The sequence below is a fragment of the Bradyrhizobium sp. BLXBL-01 genome (assembly GCF_051853025.1).
In the GTDB taxonomy this organism is placed as follows: domain Bacteria; phylum Pseudomonadota; class Alphaproteobacteria; order Rhizobiales; family Xanthobacteraceae; genus Bradyrhizobium.
Genome location: NZ_CP182471.1, coordinates 406293 through 423745, shown reverse-complemented (window position 1 = coordinate 423745; position 17453 = coordinate 406293). Strand labels below are relative to the sequence as shown.

Sequence of the window (17453 nt, the reverse complement as noted above, 5' to 3'; positions counted from 1 at the left end):
TACGCGCGTAGGTGGATGGTGCAAAAGACCAATAGGCGGCATGTGCGACCCGCGACTATCGTCTACGGCGTGTGGAAAATGAACAAGACCTCTCCGGGAATGACTGTGGCGGTGCTGGCCGGAATCGCCGTGCTGATGCCGACCAGCGCCTATGCCTATCTGGATCCGGGGAGCGGCGCCTTCGCCGTACAGGCGCTGCTTGCCGGCATTGCCGGCGGCCTGATCGCCATTCGAGCGTACGGAAAGCGGGTGATGGATTTCTTCCGGCGCTCGAAATCGTCGCCGGACGTCGCCACCAGCAGATCCATACTGGACCGCGATGCGTGATCCCGGATCGTTCCGCGATCCCTCAGGCTACGTCTTCACCCATGCTGGCCGAGTTTTTCGCGCGGTCGACGACGAAGCATATCGCAACTTCCTGCTGCTGAAATCGTCGGGCGCCTACGACGCGCTGATGGAAAGAGGATGGATCGTCGCCGCGGAGGAGGCAAGCTCCGACGAGGCGACGCAGACTCTGATCCATGCCGAATCGGATCGACTGAAAGTTCTGGAGCATCCGCGCGTCCCGTTCATCTCCTATCCATATGAATGGCCGTTCGAGTTGCTCAAGCGCGCCGCCCTGCTCCACCTCGATGTCCATCTGCTCGCGCTCGATTTCGGACTGACGCTGTCGGATGCGACCGCGTACAATATTCAGTTCATCGGAATCCGGCCGGTCTTCATCGACATTTCCTCTTTCGTGCCGTACCGAGACGGCGACTATTGGGACGGCCACCGGCAATTCGTCGAGCAGTTCGCGAACCCCTTGCTGATGCGCGCGCTGCTCGGCGTCGCCCACAACGCCTGGTACCGGGGCGCGCTGGAAGGCATTCCGACCGCCGACATGGCCGCGCTGATCGGATGGCCCAAACGGTGGCTCTCCCCGGACGTCCTGACCAACATCACGCTTCCGGACCGTTTTCAGCGACGGGCACGCCGCGAGCCGGATCAGCCCTCACGTCAGCCAAAGCCGCTGCCCAAAGCCGCGCTTCAGATGATGTTGCGCCGGTTGCGGCGCTGGATCTCCAATCTCGCGCCGAAAGACGTCGGACCGACCGAATGGCAGCAATATGAGCGCGGCAATCTTTCGTATTCCGACACCGAGGAAAGCAGGAAGGAGAAATTCGTCAGTTGCTTCGCGCAGAACAATACGCTGGCCTGCGCGTGGGACATCGGTTGCAACACCGGTCGGTATTCGCAAGCGCTTTTGCAAAACCGGGTCCGGTCCGTGATCGGGTTCGACGCCGATCTCAATGCGCTCGACGTTGCGGTGGCGCGTGCAACCGCGGACAATCTGGACTTTCTCCCGCTGTTCAGCGATGCCGCAAATCCAAGCCCCGGTCAGGGCTGGGCGGAGACCGAGCGTTCGGGGCTGCATTCGCGCAGCCGCGCGGACGCCGTCATCGCGCTCGCGATCGTGCACCATCTCGCGATCGGCCGGAACATTCCGCTGCCGTCGGTGCTGGATTGGCTCGTCGGACTGGCACCCCGCGGCGTGATCGAGTTCGTTCCGAAGTCCGACCCGATGATCCAGCGCATGCTGCGATTGAGGCGCGACATCTTCGATGGCTATGACGGCGAGCAATTCGAGCGCGCCTTGACCCGCCATGCAGCGATCGTGCGGCGGCTCGAGCTCACCCCGGGCGGCCGCACGCTGTATGAATTCGCAAGACAGGCCGGTGGAGACTGAAATGCCGCTACGATCCGATGACAGATTCGTCCTGCTCCGCGCGGTCGCGGCGGCTGTGCTTCTGTCCACGATGGCCCTCCTCAATTTTTACGCAGCGAACATGAGCGCGCTGGCTGGTCCGTCGCGCGTGTTGCAATACGCGGCCGGCATCATGGCGATCGCGGCGGTTCTCTCGGTGTGTCTCGCCTTGCTGCTGCGCAAGGTCCCGCCATGGCGCATCGTTCTGGCGGTCGGGCTGACGGTCTTCGTCTTCTTCGCTTATCGCGTCGAGCTGGTCGAGTACGAGATGAAGGGCCGCTTCGGCGACTGGGCCGCGATCGCCTGGACCGTGATGGCCATCGCCACCGGCATCGGTGCCCTGATTGTCATCCGCCGACCTGCGCTCGTGACAATCGCACTGGTGGCGTCGTTGGCGTTTGCCGCCCTGCCCGTCACCCGCATCGCGACCGCGCTTGTGAAGGAGCAGCGCGCGCCGCGCCCGGTCCCGGGCGCCGGTGAGCCGGCGATGAAGCTCACGATGTCTCCCAACATCTATTGGATCGTGCTCGATGCCTATCCGAGGCAGGACGTCCTCAAGGAAGATTTTTCATTCGACAACAGCGGCTTCCTCGCCTCGCTCGGCGCGAAGGACTTTACGGTATTTCGCAATGCCCGCTCGAATTTTCCGGCGACGGCCAATTCGATATCGAGCACGGCCAACGCCGACTACACCGTCGAAGGCGAAGGCAAGGACCTCAAGGCTTTCCCGCTGGAGCGGCTATATCTGCTCGTTCGAGGCAAGAACCGGACGGTGGCCCGGCTCACCTCGGCCGGATACAGCTATGTCCATTTTGAAAACGGCTATGACAACCTGACCAAGTGCGCGTTCGACGGGCCGCGTTGCCTGCGCGGGAATGTCGGGCTGGACGAGATGGACGTCGCCATTCTCTCCAACACACCGATCATCGACTTGATCATCGGTCGGCGGCAGTCGCCGTTTGCGTGGGGCGGCGTCGATGACCTGACCCGTCTGTTGAATGAGGTCCAGGCGACTCCATCGCCGTTCTTCCTGTACGCACACATCCTGGTCCCGCATATCCCGTTCCGCTTCACGGCGGACTGCGGTTTCCGCTCGGCCGCCCCGGACCTGCAGCGCTGGGACCCGGCGAGCCGCCCGGCCTTCCTCGACCAGCTCCGCTGCACCAACTCTCAGACGCTGACGCTCGTCGACAAGATTGTCACGTCAGATCCCAAGGCGCTGATCATCCTGCAGTCGGATCATGGCACGGACTTCCGCGGCCAGACCAAGCGCTCGCCATCTACCTGGTCGGACGCCGATCTCCACGAGCGCTTCGGCGTTCTGAACGCAATTCGGCTGCCGAAGCAATGCCGCGCGGCCGCTCCAGACGACATCACCTTGATCGACACCTTTCCGCTGGTCTTTGCCTGCCTGACCGGCGGCGCGTTTGAACCGCGTCAACCGCGCTTCTTTGTCACCCCGTATGACGACATGCCCGACTTCGGGGATGCGGTCGAGTTTCCGGCTGAGCGGGTACGGTGAACGACCGATGTGTCGCGGCGCGGCCTGCCCCACGGGCGCAGCCGGCAGACTGACACACTCTCGTCATAGCGCGCGTGCCTCTTGCGCAGGCCGCGCGGTTCGGTCAATCGTTGCGGAACCGACCAAGAGGGGAATCATGAGCGCACATGAAAGCATGGAGCATGCCGAGCACGCCGAACACGCGTCCGGCTCGAACAAGAAGATCGCCCTTCTGATCGCCGTGCTGGCGCTTTTCCTTGCGATCTCGGAGACGCTCGGCAAGGGGGCCCAGACCGAATCGATCAGCAAGAACGTCGAGGCGGCCAATCTCTGGGCGTTCTTCCAGGCCAAGAGCATCCGCCGCACCGTGGTGGTGACCGCGGCCGAGCAGGGCAAGCTGACGCTGGCCGCCGCGGACGAGGCGCAGAAGCCCGCCGTGCAGAAGCAGATCGAGGATTGGACCAAGACCGCGCAGCGCTACCGCTCCGAGCCCGAGACCGGCGAAGGCACCGAGCAGCTTGCGGAGAAGGCCAAGCACGCCGAGCACGACCGCGACGAGGCGACCGCGAAATACCACCATTTCGAGCTGGCCTCGGCCGCCTTCCAGATCGGCATCGTGCTGGCCTCGGCCACCATCATCACCGGCATGTTCGCGCTCGCCTATGTCGGCGGCGTGCTGACGATCGCCGGCCTGATCATGACCGCACTCGGCCTGTGGTGGCCGCATCTGCTGCATTTGCATTGAGGGGAGCGTGTGGCGCGCGCCCGAAACCACACAGACAGTGTCATGCCCCGGCTTGACCGGGGCATCCAGTACGCCGCGGCTTCTCGGTTCAATCACTGACGTCTCTGGAATACTGGATCGCCCGGTCAAGCCGGGCGATGACAGCGAGCGTGTGGTGAACAGCTAGCGCGCCTGGTGCACGCTCTTCCTGAAACGCTGGATCATACGCAACGTGCGGGACGACCAGCCCTCGCCGTCGCCGGCGATCAATTCGCGGATGCGGCGCTTGATCGGGTCGACCAGCGCGGCGGCCTTGGCGCGGATCTTCAGCACCAGCCCGTAGATCCGCTCGAACCAGCGCATCTCCAGAAGCTTGGCGCGCGTGACGTCGAACACGAAGGCGGTGACGCCGACGCCGATGAGCTTCGCGAACACGATCGTGAAGACGGCGCTGGTCCAGTATTCGTGCGCGAGCAGCCACAGGCCGACCAGCTTGAGCGGAAACAGCGGGACGATTGGCACCGCGAACACGATCAGCGTCATGGCCGGCGACAGCGCATCGACGCGATCGGTCAGCCATTGCTTGAAGCGCGCAAGCGGGATGGCTGCGACGACCTTGGCAACGATCGGCTCGAGATGGTCCCACAGCCAGGCTTCGATCAGGAAGACGATCGCAAGCAGGACCCAGACCGGTTGAAGAAGGCGGCGCAGCATGTGTTTCCCGCCCGATTTGGCGCTGGGCGCTTCGCTACATATGGATGGCGCGCTTGCCGACCGCAAGCGCGGCTTCCTTGACGGCCTCCGAGCGGGTCGGATGGGCATGGCAGGTGCGCGCGAGATCTTCCGCACTGCCGCCAAATTCCATGAGAACACACGCTTCATGGATCATTTCGCCGGCTTCGCGGCCGATAATGTGCACGCCGAGCACGCGATCGGTCTTCGCATCTGCGAGAATCTTCACAAAGCCGTCGGTGGTCTGGTTGACCTTGGAGCGGCCGTTGGCGGTAAACGGAAACTTCCCGACCGTATAAGCCGTGCCCGCCTGCTTCAGTTCCTCCTCGGTCTTGCCGACGGAGGACACTTCCGGCGTGGTATACACGACGCCCGGGATCACGTCGTAATTCACGTGGCCGGCCTGGCCGGCGATGATCTCGGCGACCGCGACGCCCTCGTCCTCGGCCTTGTGCGCGAGCATGGGGCCTGCGACGACGTCGCCGATGGCATAGACGCCCTTCAGGCTGGTGGCGAAATGCGGATCGATCTGCACTCGGCCGCGCGCGTCCAGCGCGACGCCGGCTTCCTTGAGGCCGAGACCGTCGGTGTAGGGCACGCGGCCGATGCAGACCAGCACGACGTCGGCTTCGATGGTCTCGGCGGCACCGCCGGAAGCCGGTTCGATTTTCGCGAGCAATGCCTTGCTGTTCACCTCGACGCCGGTCACCTTCGAGCCCAGCTTGAATGCAAATCCCTGCTTTTCAAGGATGCGCTGGAATTGCTTGGCGATCTCACCGTCCATGCCGGGCAGGATGCGGTCGAGAAATTCGACCACCATGACTTCGGATCCGAGCCGGCGCCACACGGAGCCGAGTTCGAGCCCGATCACGCCGGCGCCAATGACCAGCAATCGGCCTGGCACCTTCTCCAGCGACAGCGCGCCGGTCGAGGACACGATGCGCTTCTCGTCGATCTCGATGCCCTTCAGGCGCGCGATGTCGGAGCCGGTGGCGATCACGATGTTCTTGGTCTCGACCACCTGCGACTTGCCGTCGGCGGAGACCTCGACCTTGCCGGTGCCCAGGATCTTGCCGGTGCCCTTGAGCACGTCGATCTTGTTCTTCTTCATCAGGAACTCGACGCCCTTGACGTTGCCGTCGATGCCCTGCTGCTTGAAGTTCATCATCGACGGCAGATCGAGCTTCGGCGCGGAAACGCTCACGCCCATCTTGGCGAAGGAATGCCCGGCTTCCTCGAACATCTCGGAGGCGTGCAGCAGCGCCTTCGACGGCATGCAGCCGACGTTGAGGCAGGTGCCGCCGAGGGTTGCGTTCTTTTCGACCACGGCGACTTTCATGCCGAGCTGGGCCGCGCGCACCGCGCAGACATAACCGCCCGGTCCGGTGCCGATGACGACGAGATCGTAGGTAGCCATGAGAGAAAGTCCCGTAAGGTTAGGCGTGATGAGGATGAGTCCGCGCGGCGCCTCAGCGTCCGCCGGACACATCGAGAATGGCTGAGGTGACGTAGGAGGCCTCGTCCGAGATCAGCCAGACGATGGCATTGGCGATTTCGTCGGCGGTGCCGACGCGCTTCATCGGCACCAGATGGGCCAGACGATGGGCGCGGTCGGGCTCGCCACCGGCGGCGTGGATTTCGGTGTCGATCAGGCCGGGACGGATCGCAGCGACGCGAATGCCCTCGCCCGCGACCTCATAACCGAGGCCGACGGTGAAGGAATCGACCGCGCCCTTGGACGCGGCGTAGTCGACATAGGTGTTGGGTGCGCCGAGACGGGCCGCGACCGAGGACAGGTTGACGATGACGCCGCCCTTGCCGCCGTGCTTGGTCGACATCCGCTTCACCGCCTCGCGCGCGCAGAGGATGGAGCCGGTGACGTTGACGGCCATCACGCGCTGGATGCGCTCGGCCGACATCTCGTCGACGCGCACGCCGCTCTTGCCGACAATGCCGCCATTGTTGACGAGCGCGCCGAGCGTACCGAACTTGTCGGCCTCCTTGAACAAATTGAGGATGTCGCTTTCCTCGGCGACGTCGCATTTCACCGCGATGGCCTTGCCATTGCTGGCCGCGATCTGCGCGACCACCTCGTCGGCCGCATTCTTGTTGCTGGCATAGCCGACCATGACGCGGAAGCCGCGCACGGCCGCCGCAAGCGCGGTCGCACGACCGATGCCGCGGCTGCCGCCGGTGATGACAACGACTTTATCCGTCACGCGCGCCTCCATGGTTCGACACGCGCCGTCGCATCAGTCGCGACGGCGCTCGCAACGCATCAGCGATCAGAGATCGAGCACCAGGCGCGCCGGATCTTCCAGGCTCTCCTTGACGCGAACCAGGAAGGTGACGGCTTCCTTGCCGTCGATCACGCGGTGATCGTAGGACAGCGCCAGATACATCATCGGGCGCACCTCGATCTTGCCGCCGACGACCATCGGCCGCTCCTGGATCTTGTGCATGCCCAAAATGCCCGACTGCGGCGCGTTCAGGATCGGGGTCGACATCAGCGAGCCGTAGATGCCGCCGTTGGTGATGGTGAAGGTGCCGCCCTGCATTTCGTCGATCTTGAGCTGGCCGTCACGGGCGCGGCGGCCGAAATCGGCGATGCTCTTCTCGATGTCGGAGATCGACTTGTGGTCGCAGTCGCGCACCACGGGCACGACCAGGCCCTTGTCGGTGCCGACGGCGACGCCGATGTGATAGTAGTTCTTGTAGATCAGGTCGCTGCCGTCGATCTCGGCGTTGACCGCCGGGATGTCCTTCAGCGCCTGCACGACGGCCTTGGTGAAGAAGCCCATGAAGCCGAGCTTGGCGCCGTGCTTCTTCTCGAACGCGTCCTTGTAGTGCGCGCGCAGCGCCATGACGTTGGTCATGTCGACCTCGTTGAAGGTCGTGAGCATGGCCGCAGTGTTCTGCACGTCCTTGAGGCGGCGCGCGATGGTCTGGCGCAGCCGGGTCATCTTGACGCGCTCTTCGCGGGCGGCGTCATCGGCCGGCGAGGGGCTGCGGACCTGAACGGCGGCGGCGGGCTGGTTGACCGGGGTCGGCGCCGAGGCGGCACGCTCGATCGCGGCCAGCATGTCGCCCTTGGTGACGCGGCCGTCCTTGCCGGAGCCGGGAACGGTCGAGGCGTCGATGCCGGTCTCGGCGGAGAGCTTACGCACGGAAGGCGCGAGCGGCGCGTCGGCCGGCGGTGCCTTCGCGGCAGCGGGCGCCGGCGCTGGAGCAGCGGCGGCAGCCGCCGGCGCAGCAGCCTTGGCCGGCGCTGCGGCGGGCTTGGCTGCGCCGGCACCGTCGGTGATCTGACCGAGCAGCGCGCCCACGGCAACGGTTGCACCATCGGCCGCGATGATCTCGCTCAGCGTGCCGGCGGAGGGCGCGGGGACTTCGATGGTGACCTTGTCGGTCTCGAGCTCCACCAAGGGCTCGTCGACGGCGACGGGGTCGCCGGCCTTCTTGAACCAGCGGCCGATGGTGGCCTCGGTGACGGATTCGCCGAGCGTCGGCACACGAATTTCAGTCATGGTCTCTTCCTTAAGGGATCGCCGGTAGCGGTCATGAATTTCATACGTCATTGCCCGCGAAGGCGGGCAATCCAGTACGCCGTGACCTTCGTGATCAAAACGAAAGCCGCGGAATACTGGATGCCCCGCCCCCGTGCGCGATTGCGCACTAGGCGGGGCATGACCTAGTCCTAAAAACCTTCTCAGCTCAGTGCTTCGTCCAGGAACGCCTTCAGCTGAGCCTGATGCTTGGACATCAGTCCCGTGGCGGTCGCGGCGGAAGCGGCGCGGCCGACATAGCGCGGACGCCGGCTCACGCCGTTCACCTGGTTCAGCACCCATTCCAGATAGGGCTCGATGAAGTGCCAGGCACCCATGTTGCGGGGCTCTTCCTGGCACCACACCATCTCGGCCTTCTTGAAGCGCGACAGCTCGGCCACCAGCGCCTTCAGCGGCACCGGATAGAGCTGCTCGACGCGCATCAGATAGATGTCGTCGATGCCGCGCTTCTCGCGCTCCTCGTAGAGGTCGTAATAGACCTTGCCGGAGCACAGCACGATGCGGCGGATCTTCTCGTCGGGGACGAGCTTGATCGCCTCGTTCGGCAGCATCTGGGCGTCATCATAGAGGATGCGGTGGAAGGTGGTGCCCTTCGCCAGCTCTTCCAGACGCGACACCGCCCGCTTGTGACGCAGCAGCGACTTCGGCGTCATCATGATCAGCGGCTTGCGGATCTCGCGATGCAGCTGCCGGCGCAGCACGTGGAAGTAGTTCGCCGGCGTGGTCGGGTAGACCACCTGCATGTTGTCTTCCGCGCACATCTGCAAGTAGCGCTCGAGGCGCGCCGAGGAGTGCTCCGGACCCTGGCCCTCATAGCCGTGCGGCAAGAGGCAGACGAGGCCGGACATGCGCAGCCATTTGCGCTCGCCCGAGGAGATGAACTGGTCGAACACGACCTGCGCGCCGTTGGCGAAGTCGCCGAACTGGGCTTCCCACAGCGTCAGCGTGTTCGGCTCGGCGAGCGAATAGCCGTATTCGAAGCCGAGCACGGCTTCTTCCGACAGCAGCGAGTTAATGACCTCGTAGTGGCCCTGCTCGTGACCGAGATGGTTGAACGGCGTGTAACGGCTTTCGTCTTCCTGGTCGATCAGGACCGAATGGCGCTGCGAGAAGGTGCCGCGCTCCGAATCCTGTCCGGACAGACGGACGTGATGGTTTTCGTTGAGCAGCGAGCAGAACGCCAGCGCCTCGCCGGTCGCCCAGTCGATGCCGGCGCCGGTGTCGATGGCCTTCGAGCGGTTGTCGAGGAAACGCTGGATGGTGCGGTGAACGCGGAAGCCGTCCGGGACCTTGGTGATCTTGCGGCCGATATCCTTCAGCGTGGCGATGTCGACGCCGGTGACGCCGCGCCGCGCATCCTCTTCCTGGTCGGCGATCTTGAAGCCGGACCACTTGCCGTCGAGCCAGTCGGCCTTGTTCGGCTTGTAGGAGGTGCCGGCCTCGAACTCGGCGTCGAGCCGGGCGCGCCAGTCCGCCTTCAGCTTGTCGACCTCACCCTCGGTGACGACGCCTTCTGCGATCAGGCGCTTGGAGTAGAGCGTGAGCGTCGAGGGATGGGCCGCGATCCGCTTGTACATCACCGGCTGGGTGAAGGCCGGCTCATCGCCCTCATTGTGGCCGTAGCGGCGGTAGCACCACATGTCGATGACGACGGGCTTGTGGAACTTCTGCCGGAATTCGGTCGCGACCTTGGCTGCGAACACGACGGCTTCCGGATCGTCGCCGTTCACGTGGAAGATCGGCGCGTCGATCATCTTCGCCACATCAGACGGATAGGGCGAGGAGCGCGAGTAGCGCGGATAGGTGGTGAAGCCGATCTGGTTGTTGACGATGAAGTGCACGGAGCCGCCGGTGCGGTAGCCCTTCAGATCGGACAGGCCGAAGCACTCCGCGACCACGCCTTGACCGGCGAACGCGGCGTCGCCGTGCATCAGAAGCGGCATCACGGAGATCCGCATGTCCGGGGGATCACCGTGCTGGTCCTGCTTGGCGCGGACCTTGCCGAGCACCACGGGATCGACGATCTCGAGATGCGAGGGGTTGGCGGTCAGCGACAGATGGATGCGGTTGCCGTCGAACTCGCGGTCCGAGGAGGCGCCGAGGTGGTACTTGACGTCGCCCGAGCCTTCGACCGCGTCGGGATTGGCCGAGCCGCCCTTGAACTCGTGGAACAGTGCGCGATGGGCCTTGCCCAACACCTGCGTCAGCACGTTGAGGCGGCCGCGATGCGGCATGCCGAGCACGATTTCCTTCACGCCGAGATTGCCGCCGCGCTTGATGATCTGCTCGAGCGCGGGGATCAGGGCTTCGCCGCCGTCGAGGCCGAAGCGCTTGGTGCCGGTGAACTTGGTGTCGCAGAACTTTTCGAAGCCTTCGGCTTCGATCAGCTTCTGCAGGATGGCCCTGCGGCCTTCACGCGTGAACGAGATCTCCTTGTCGGGTCCCTCGATGCGCTCCTGAATCCAAGCCTTCTGCGCGGCGTTGCTGATATGCATGAACTCGACGCCGAGCGTCTGGCAGTAGGTGCGCTCGCAGATCGCGGTGATCTCGCGCAACGTGCCGTATTCGAGACCGAGCACGTGATCGAGGAAGATCTTGCGGTCGAAATCGGCCTCGGTGAAGCCGTAGGTGCGCGGATCGAGCTCTTCGCGGTTGCGCTGGGCTTCGATCCCGAGCGGATCGAGCTTGGCGTGGAAGTGGCCGCGCATGCGGTAGGAGCGGATCAGCATCAGGGCGCGGACGGAGTCGCGCGTGGCCTGAAGCACGTCAGCGGAGGAGATGTCGGCGCCCTTGGTCTGCGCCTTGGCGGCGATCTTGGCACCGACCGCCTTCTCGACTTCGGCCCAGTTGCCGTCGAGGGCGGAGGTCAGGTCATCCTTCGGGGTCAGCGGCCAGTTGTCGCGCTCCCAGGACGGGCCTTCCGCGTTCTTGCTGATGTCAGCAGGCGCGTCGTTCAGGCTCTTGAAGAACTCCTGCCACTCGGCGTCGACCGAGGACGGGTCATTCTGGTAGCGGGCGTAGATTTCGTCGATGTAGGTGGCGTTGGTGCCCTGCAAAAAGGATGACAGGGCAAAGGCTGCGTTCGCGTCCTGGCGAGACATACTTGAGTTCCTGGCGATTTCGGTTCGCGCATAACAAACGGCGCTGGCGCCGAGCTCCCCGACAGGGCTCGACGCGACAGGCACCCTTTACCCTATTTGCTGCGAAACTTCGCCCGGAAAAGCACGAAGAAGTGAATTAGCCTTTCAACTTTTCGGCAAGCGTGTGGCCGAGGCGGGCGGGCGACGGAGACACTGTAATCCCTGCGGATTTCATCGCCTCGGTCTTGGAACCGGCATCGCCCTTGCCGCCCGAGATGATCGCGCCGGCATGACCCATGCGGCGGCCGGGAGGGGCGGTGACGCCGGCGATGAAGCCGACCATCGGCTTCTTGCGGCCGCGCTTGGCCTCGTCCTTGAGGAACTGGGCGGCGTCCTCCTCGGCGGAACCGCCGATCTCGCCGATCATGATGATCGATTCCGTCTTGGGATCGGCCAGCAGCATCTCCAGCACGTCGATGAACTCGGTGCCCTTGACCGGGTCGCCGCCGATGCCGACCGCGGTGGTCTGGCCGAGGCCTTCCTGGGAGGTCTGGAACACGGCTTCATAGGTCAGCGTGCCCGAGCGGGAGACGATGCCGACCGAGCCGGTCTTGAAGATGTTGGCGGGCATGATGCCGATCTTGCACTCGCCGGCGGTCATGACCCCCGGGCAGTTCGGCCCGATCAGGCGCGACTTGGAGCCGAGCAGCGAGCGCTTGACGCGCACCATGTCCACGACCGGAATGCCCTCGGTGATGCAGACGATCAGCGGGACCTCGGCGTCGATCGCTTCGCAGATCGCATCCGCCGCGCCCGGCGGCGGCACGTAGATCACCGACGCGTCGGCGCCGGTCTTCTCACGCGCCTCGCGCACGGTGTCGAACACCGGCAGGCCCAGATGCGTCGAGCCGCCTTTGCCCGGCGAGGTGCCGCCGACCATCTTGGTGCCATAGGCGATCGCGGCCTCGGAATGGAAGGTGCCGTTCTTGCCGGTGAAGCCCTGGCAGATGACCTTGGTGTTCTTGTCGATCAGGATGGACATGAGGTCTGCTTTCGCGAAACTAACAGAGTGAGAGGGTCAGTGGATGCGGCGGTAGACGCCGGTGAGGACGTCGGACCAGCCTTCCGCGTCCGGCGAGAACTGAATCTTCAACGAGTAGGAATCCTCATTGATGATCTCGTAGACGTGGCGCGCATTGCCGCGGAGCGAGCCGCGCACCAGCGTCAGGGTCTTGCCGACCCACCCGCCTGAGGCGGGCGAAGGCGGCGTGTAGCCGAGCGAGTCGTACCAGAACAATTTGTAGGTCCGGTCGTCGCGGTCGAAGGTGAAGATGCCGTGGGTGGCGAAGATCTGCTTGCCGTCGCGCATCTGGACCGAGTCCTGGATCAGATAAAATCCGTTGAGGTCCATGCGCGCGACGACGTGAGAGGTGGCCGGCCCGCCCGCGTTCCAGCGCGACGGGAAGACCATCTCCTCACCATCCCATTCGCCGGCGAACGCGGCGAGACGCGCGTGCTCGGGGAGCGGAGATGATGCGGCGAGATGGTCCTGGGTCATGGCGTTAGCCTCCCTTGACGGCCTTCACGATCTTCTGCGCGGCGTCGTCGAGATTGTCGGCGGGCACCACGTTCAGTCCGGATTCACGGATGATCTTCTTGCCAAGCTCGACGTTGGTGCCTTCGAGGCGGACCACGAGCGGCACGCTGAGGCCGACCTCACGAACCGCAGCGGTGACGCCCTCAGCGATCACGTCGCACTTCATGATGCCGCCGAAGATGTTGACCAGAATGCCCTTCACGTTGGGATCGGCAGTGATGATCTTGAAGGCGGCCGCGACCTTCTCCTTGCTGGCGCTGCCGCCGACGTCGAGGAAGTTCGCCGGCGCCATGCCGTAGAGCTTGATGATGTCCATCGTCGCCATGGCGAGGCCGGCGCCGTTGACCATGCAGCCGATGTTGCCGTCGAGCGTGACGTAGTTGAGATCGTACTTCGACGCTTCGATTTCCTTGGCGTCTTCCTCGGTCTCGTCGCGCAGCGCGAGCACCTCGGGATGACGGAACAGCGCGTTGTCGTCGAACGACACCTTGGCGTCGAGCACGCGGAGCTGGCCCTGCTTGGTCACGACCAGCGGGTTGATCTCCAGCATCGACATGTCCTTGGCGACGAAGGCGGCGTAGAGCTGCGCGGTGAGCTTCTCGGCCTGCTTGGCGAGATCGCCGGAGAGGTTCAGCGCCTTGGCAACCGTGCGGCCGTGGTGGCCCATGATGCCGGTGGCGGGATCGACCGAGAAGGTGACGATCTTCTCAGGCGTGTTGTGCGCGACGTCCTCGATGTTGACGCCGCCCTCGGTCGAGACGACGAAGGAGACGCGCGAGGTCTCGCGGTCGACCAGGATCGAGAGGTAGAATTCCTTGTCGATGTCCGAGCCGTCCTCGATGTAGAGGCGGTTGACCTGCTTGCCGGCAGGGCCGGTCTGCACGGTCACCAGGGTTGCGCCCAGCATCTGCTTGGCGAACTCGGAGACTTCAGCGGCCGACTTGGCGATGCGGACGCCGCCCTTGTCGCCGGCGCTAGCTTCCTTGAACTTGCCCTTGCCGCGGCCGCCGGCATGGATCTGGCTCTTCACCACCCAGACCGGGCCGGGCAGCGCCTTGGCCGCAGCTTCGGCGTCGCTCGCTTTAAGGACCGGGACGCCCTTGGAGATCGGCACGCCGAACTCGTTCAGCAGCGCTTTGGCCTGATATTCATGGATATTCATATGGTCGCTCCCTGAACCCGCGGGCGGTGACCTCATGGGCCCACCTCAGTCTTGTGGCTGGCATACCATATACCACAGGAACTGCAACCCGGATTCTTTGACTTCGAGATCTCTGGACTAGGGAACCCGCCCCGGCAGTGGGTCCCGGAAGTGAAACCGCCGAAGACCGGGTTTCGATCTTCGGCGGGATGTCGTTTGCGCCTTAGCGGCCGAGAAGATCGGGTGCGATCTTCTTGCAGGCATCCACCAAGCCCTGCACGGCGCCGACCGACTTGTCGAAGGCTTCGCGGTCCTTGCCGGCGAGCTCGATCTCCACCACGCGTTCGACGCCCTTGGAGCCGATCACGACGGGCACGCCGACATACATGTCCTTCACGCTGTACTCGCCGTTGAGATAGGCGGCGCAGGGCAGCACGCGCTTCTTGTCCTTCAGATAGCTCTCGGCCATCGCGATCGCGGAGGCCGCCGGCGCGTAGAAGGCCGAGCCGGTCTTCAGCAAATTGACGATCTCGGCGCCGCCGTTGCGGGTGCGGTCGACGATCTCGTCGAGGCGCGCCTGCGAGGTCCAGCCCATCTTGACGAGGTCGGGCAGCGGGATGCCGGCGACGGTGGAGTACTTCACCAGCGGCACCATGGTGTCGCCGTGGCCGCCGAGCACGAAGGCGGTGACGTCCTCGACCGAGACGTTGAACTCGTCGGCAAGGAAGTAGCGGAAGCGCGCCGAATCCAGCACGCCGGCCATGCCGACGACCTTCTTGTGGGGCAGGCCGGAAGCCTTCTGCAGCGCCCAGACCATGGCGTCGAGCGGGTTGGTGATGCAGATGACGAAGGCATCGGGGGCGTACTTCTTGATGCCGGCACCGACCTGCTCCATGACCTTGAGGTTGATGGAGAGGAGGTCGTCGCGGCTCATGCCGGGCTTGCGCGGCACGCCGGCGGTGACGATGCAGACCTTGGCGTTGTCGAGCGCCTCATAGGAGTTCGCGCCGGTGTAGTGGGCGTCGAAGCCGTCGACCGGCGAGGACTGCGCGATGTCGAGCGCCTTGCCTTGCGGCACGCCTTCGGCGATGTCGAACATCACGACGTCGCCCAGTTCTTTCAGGCCGATGAGGTGAGCCAGCGTTCCGCCGATCTGACCGGAGCCAATCAAAGCAATCTTGTCGCGCGCCATGTGAACCTGTCCTTTAGACACGTAAGGAGGGGAAAACTGAGACGGGTGGTTATCCCTTTCGCCTCCCCCGTTCAAGTCGCCCAATGCCCAATTGTCGGGCTTGCCGCGATTCCGGCCAACACACCGAAGCCGTCATTCCGGGGCGCGACGAAGTCGCGAGCCCGGAATCCATCGGTGGGGCGGAGCGCGCTGAGAAATGGATTCCGGGCTCGCGCTCCGCGCGCCCCGGAATGACGGCGGGAATAGGACTTAAGTCTCCACCAGGCCCTTGGTCGAGCCGCTGGCGGTGGAATCCTTGCGGCCGTGAGGCAGCGCCAGATAGGATTCCGAGCTCATTTCGATCAGGCGCGAGGCGGTCCGCTTGAACTCCATGGCCTCAACGCCGTCGGTCGCGAGGTAAAGCGAGATCGGGTTGGCGTCGGCCGAGGCCATCAGCTTCACGGCGTTGTCATAGAGCGTGTCGATCAGGGTGATGAAGCGCTTGGCCGCGTTGCGCTGGGAGAAGTCCATCACTGGAATATGGTCGACCAGGATGGTGTGATAGTCGTGCGCCAGCCTGAGGTAGTCGGATGCACCTAACGGCTGCTCGCAGAGGTCGGCGAACGAGAACCGCGCCACGCCATGGGCCGAGCACGGCACGTGCAGGATGCGCCCCTTGATCGAAATGTCGCGCGGCTTGCATTTGGCATTGCCGGTCATCTTCACCCAGGCGCGGTTGAGCGCGGCGTCGGCATCGCCATCGGCGGGCGTCAGCCACATCCGCACGCCCTGAAGTTTTTCGAGCCGGAAGTCGGTGCGCGCATCGAGCCGCGCGACGTCCATGTGGTCGGTGATCTGCTTGATGAAGGGCAGGAACAGCGAGCGGTTGAGGCCGCCCTTGTAGAGATCGTCGGGCGCGACGTTGGAGGTCGCGACCACGACGGTGCCGAGTTCGAACAGTTTCGCGAACAGGCGGCCCAGGATCATCGCGTCCGCGATGTCGGTAACGTGGAATTCGTCGAAGCAGAGCAGCCAGCTCTCCTCGAAAATCGCGTTGGCGGTCAGCGCGATGACGTCGCCATCGGCGATCTCGCCGCGCGCGATGCTCTGGCGGTAGTCGTAGATGCGCTCGTGCACGTCCGCCATGAATTCGTGGAAATGCGCGCGGCGCTTGTGCTCGACCGATGAGTGCTGGAAGAACAGGTCCATCAGCATGGTCTTGCCGCGGCCGACCTCGCCATGGATGTAGAGCCCGCGCGGCGCCTCGTCCTTGTCACCAGAGCTGAACAGGCGGCTGAGCAGGCCTTGCTTGCGAGCGGGCTTGTAGGTCGAAAGCCGCAGGTCCAGCGCCGCATAGGCCTCGGCGACCTCGGCCTGCGCGGCATCGGGCTCGATCGCGCCGGACGCGATCTCGGCCTGGTAGGCCTCGCGGAATGAGGAATTTTGGGTGGAGAGCATGGCCCTTTACGGCCAGAGACCGGCGGAAATTGCAAGCCGTGAATTGGTGGACGGGCTATGCGGTTTTCTCTTTCCTGCCCGCTGGGACGCGACATCCACCGCTTGGTCTACTCCTACGCAGTATCGTGAACGCGGTCAGCCTCAACGATGAAGCGCGCTCGCTCATACAACTCATCAAAGGTGATGACCTCGGGCCGGATCAAGTTGCGTCTATAGAGCTCGAATGAGCGGAACTTGCGCTCATTGATGCCACGCTCCGCTTGAAACTCGCTGAGGCTGCCGCAGACCACAAATGATCGTGGTTCGGTCGTGAATAGGGTCTCGCCAGTCGGGTTACCCTCCCCATCCACAATCGTCTCGCGCGGCTGCCATTGCTCAAGCGCCGCCGAAACTGTGCCCTGTATTTGAGCGACTGCTCCCGATAGCTCTTTCGACGGCTGCTAGACGCCTGCGCGGTAATTGCTCGCAGCGACCAGGTCTGTATCGTGGCGCTTGATCTCCACGAAGCAAGTGGTGCTAAGCACCGCATTTGATCTCAGCAACGCATCTACGCGCTTGCCCGGACCAGCGAGATCGAACCCCCGCACAGTTTGCTCGAGCTTGCGCTCGTCCAGCGGGCCGAAATAGATCAACGAAAGGCCACAACCGAAATCCATGGATTGGTCTCAAAGAACTTCTGCCAGACATCTTCGGGTCCTTTGGGATACTCGCGCAAAACGGCTTCGAAGTAAGCGGC

General features: G+C 64.1%; 16 protein-coding genes. 4 read left to right on the top strand and 12 right to left on the bottom strand.

Annotated elements, in window-relative coordinates; all coding sequences use genetic code 11:
* Positions 1-78 precede the first annotated feature (78 nt).
* The 4 genes from ACNJYA_RS02045 (at position 79) to ACNJYA_RS02030 (ending at position 3993) form a co-directional block, all read left to right on the top strand.
* The gene (locus tag ACNJYA_RS02045) at positions 79-327 is read left to right on the top strand and encodes a hypothetical protein (protein WP_246571395.1); all 249 of its coding nucleotides are present in this window, start codon (positions 79-81) and stop codon (positions 325-327) included.
* Positions 320-1729, top strand: coding sequence for a class I SAM-dependent methyltransferase (locus ACNJYA_RS02040; protein WP_212257653.1), 1410 nt, complete (start codon positions 320-322; stop codon positions 1727-1729). Before ACNJYA_RS02045 ends, ACNJYA_RS02040 begins: the two co-directional genes overlap by 8 nt.
* Before the next feature lies 1 nt (position 1730).
* Entirely contained in the window at positions 1731-3269 is a 1539-nt protein-coding gene (locus ACNJYA_RS02035) for a sulfatase-like hydrolase/transferase (protein ID WP_439401942.1), read from the top strand.
* 136 nt (positions 3270-3405) lie between these two features.
* Positions 3406-3993, top strand: coding sequence for a DUF4337 domain-containing protein (locus ACNJYA_RS02030; RefSeq protein ID WP_172788832.1), 588 nt, complete (start codon positions 3406-3408; stop codon positions 3991-3993).
* Between the two features lie 162 nt (positions 3994-4155).
* On the opposite strand, the gene ACNJYA_RS02025 is transcribed toward ACNJYA_RS02030, so the two are convergent.
* The 12 genes from ACNJYA_RS02025 to ACNJYA_RS01970 form a co-directional block, all read right to left on the bottom strand.
* On the bottom strand, positions 4156-4686 hold the full coding sequence (locus ACNJYA_RS02025; protein ID WP_439365179.1) for a hypothetical protein: 531 nt from the start codon (positions 4684-4686) through the stop codon (positions 4156-4158).
* Positions 4687-4720: 34 nt separating this feature from the next.
* Positions 4721-6121, bottom strand: a complete 1401-nt coding sequence (gene lpdA / locus ACNJYA_RS02020) for a dihydrolipoyl dehydrogenase (protein WP_172788834.1) — start codon at positions 6119-6121, stop codon at positions 4721-4723.
* A 52-nt stretch (positions 6122-6173) separates the two neighbouring features.
* On the bottom strand, positions 6174-6935 hold the full coding sequence (locus tag ACNJYA_RS02015; protein ID WP_439401941.1) for an SDR family oxidoreductase: 762 nt from the start codon (positions 6933-6935) through the stop codon (positions 6174-6176).
* 54 nt (positions 6936-6989) lie between these two features.
* Positions 6990-8231 carry a 2-oxoglutarate dehydrogenase complex dihydrolipoyllysine-residue succinyltransferase gene (gene odhB, locus ACNJYA_RS02010; RefSeq protein WP_439401940.1) on the bottom strand — a complete coding sequence of 414 codons (1242 nt, stop codon included), beginning with the start codon at positions 8229-8231 and terminating at the stop codon, positions 6990-6992.
* A gap of 182 nt (positions 8232-8413) precedes the next feature.
* Positions 8414-11371, bottom strand: a complete 2958-nt coding sequence (locus ACNJYA_RS02005) for a 2-oxoglutarate dehydrogenase E1 component (RefSeq protein WP_260381591.1) — start codon at positions 11369-11371, stop codon at positions 8414-8416.
* Between the two features lie 136 nt (positions 11372-11507).
* Entirely contained in the window at positions 11508-12392 is an 885-nt protein-coding gene (gene sucD, locus ACNJYA_RS02000; protein ID WP_172788838.1) for a succinate--CoA ligase subunit alpha, read from the bottom strand.
* A 36-nt stretch (positions 12393-12428) separates the two neighbouring features.
* Entirely contained in the window at positions 12429-12908 is a 480-nt protein-coding gene (locus ACNJYA_RS01995; protein ID WP_439401939.1) for a DUF1579 family protein, read from the bottom strand.
* A 4-nt stretch (positions 12909-12912) separates the two neighbouring features.
* Entirely contained in the window at positions 12913-14109 is a 1197-nt protein-coding gene (sucC, locus tag ACNJYA_RS01990) for an ADP-forming succinate--CoA ligase subunit beta (protein ID WP_172788840.1), read from the bottom strand.
* 202 nt (positions 14110-14311) lie between these two features.
* Complete coding sequence (gene mdh / locus ACNJYA_RS01985) at positions 14312-15280, bottom strand: malate dehydrogenase (RefSeq protein ID WP_027572983.1); 969 nt, start codon at positions 15278-15280, stop codon at positions 14312-14314.
* Positions 15281-15529: 249 nt separating this feature from the next.
* Complete coding sequence (zapE, locus tag ACNJYA_RS01980) at positions 15530-16717, bottom strand: cell division protein ZapE (RefSeq protein WP_439401938.1); 1188 nt, start codon at positions 16715-16717, stop codon at positions 15530-15532.
* 113 nt (positions 16718-16830) lie between these two features.
* A complete protein-coding gene (locus tag ACNJYA_RS01975) occupies positions 16831-17121 on the bottom strand; it encodes a Shedu anti-phage system protein SduA domain-containing protein (protein ID WP_439403525.1) in 291 nt (96 codons plus the stop codon).
* A gap of 36 nt (positions 17122-17157) precedes the next feature.
* Positions 17158-17373, bottom strand: a complete 216-nt coding sequence (locus ACNJYA_RS01970; protein WP_439401937.1) for a hypothetical protein — start codon at positions 17371-17373, stop codon at positions 17158-17160.
* Positions 17374-17453: the final 80 nt, after the last annotated feature.

Coding starts and splice junctions, on each gene's coding strand:
- ACNJYA_RS02045 (WP_246571395.1), top strand. CDS start 79: ATGAACAAGACCTCTCCGGGAATGACTGTGGCGGTGCTGGCCGGAATC.
- ACNJYA_RS02040 (WP_212257653.1), top strand. CDS start 320: ATGCGTGATCCCGGATCGTTCCGCGATCCCTCAGGCTACGTCTTCACC.
- ACNJYA_RS02035 (WP_439401942.1), top strand. CDS start 1,731: ATGCCGCTACGATCCGATGACAGATTCGTCCTGCTCCGCGCGGTCGCG.
- ACNJYA_RS02030 (WP_172788832.1), top strand. CDS start 3,406: ATGAGCGCACATGAAAGCATGGAGCATGCCGAGCACGCCGAACACGCG.
- ACNJYA_RS02025 (WP_439365179.1), bottom strand. CDS start 4,686: ATGCTGCGCCGCCTTCTTCAACCGGTCTGGGTCCTGCTTGCGATCGTC.
- lpdA (WP_172788834.1), bottom strand. CDS start 6,121: ATGGCTACCTACGATCTCGTCGTCATCGGCACCGGACCGGGCGGTTAT.
- ACNJYA_RS02015 (WP_439401941.1), bottom strand. CDS start 6,935: ATGGAGGCGCGCGTGACGGATAAAGTCGTTGTCATCACCGGCGGCAGC.
- odhB (WP_439401940.1), bottom strand. CDS start 8,231: ATGACTGAAATTCGTGTGCCGACGCTCGGCGAATCCGTCACCGAGGCC.
- ACNJYA_RS02005 (WP_260381591.1), bottom strand. CDS start 11,371: ATGTCTCGCCAGGACGCGAACGCAGCCTTTGCCCTGTCATCCTTTTTG.
- sucD (WP_172788838.1), bottom strand. CDS start 12,392: ATGTCCATCCTGATCGACAAGAACACCAAGGTCATCTGCCAGGGCTTC.
- ACNJYA_RS01995 (WP_439401939.1), bottom strand. CDS start 12,908: ATGACCCAGGACCATCTCGCCGCATCATCTCCGCTCCCCGAGCACGCG.
- sucC (WP_172788840.1), bottom strand. CDS start 14,109: ATGAATATCCATGAATATCAGGCCAAAGCGCTGCTGAACGAGTTCGGC.
- mdh (WP_027572983.1), bottom strand. CDS start 15,280: ATGGCGCGCGACAAGATTGCTTTGATTGGCTCCGGTCAGATCGGCGGA.
- zapE (WP_439401938.1), bottom strand. CDS start 16,717: ATGCTCTCCACCCAAAATTCCTCATTCCGCGAGGCCTACCAGGCCGAG.
- ACNJYA_RS01970 (WP_439401937.1), bottom strand. CDS start 17,373: ATGGATTTCGGTTGTGGCCTTTCGTTGATCTATTTCGGCCCGCTGGAC.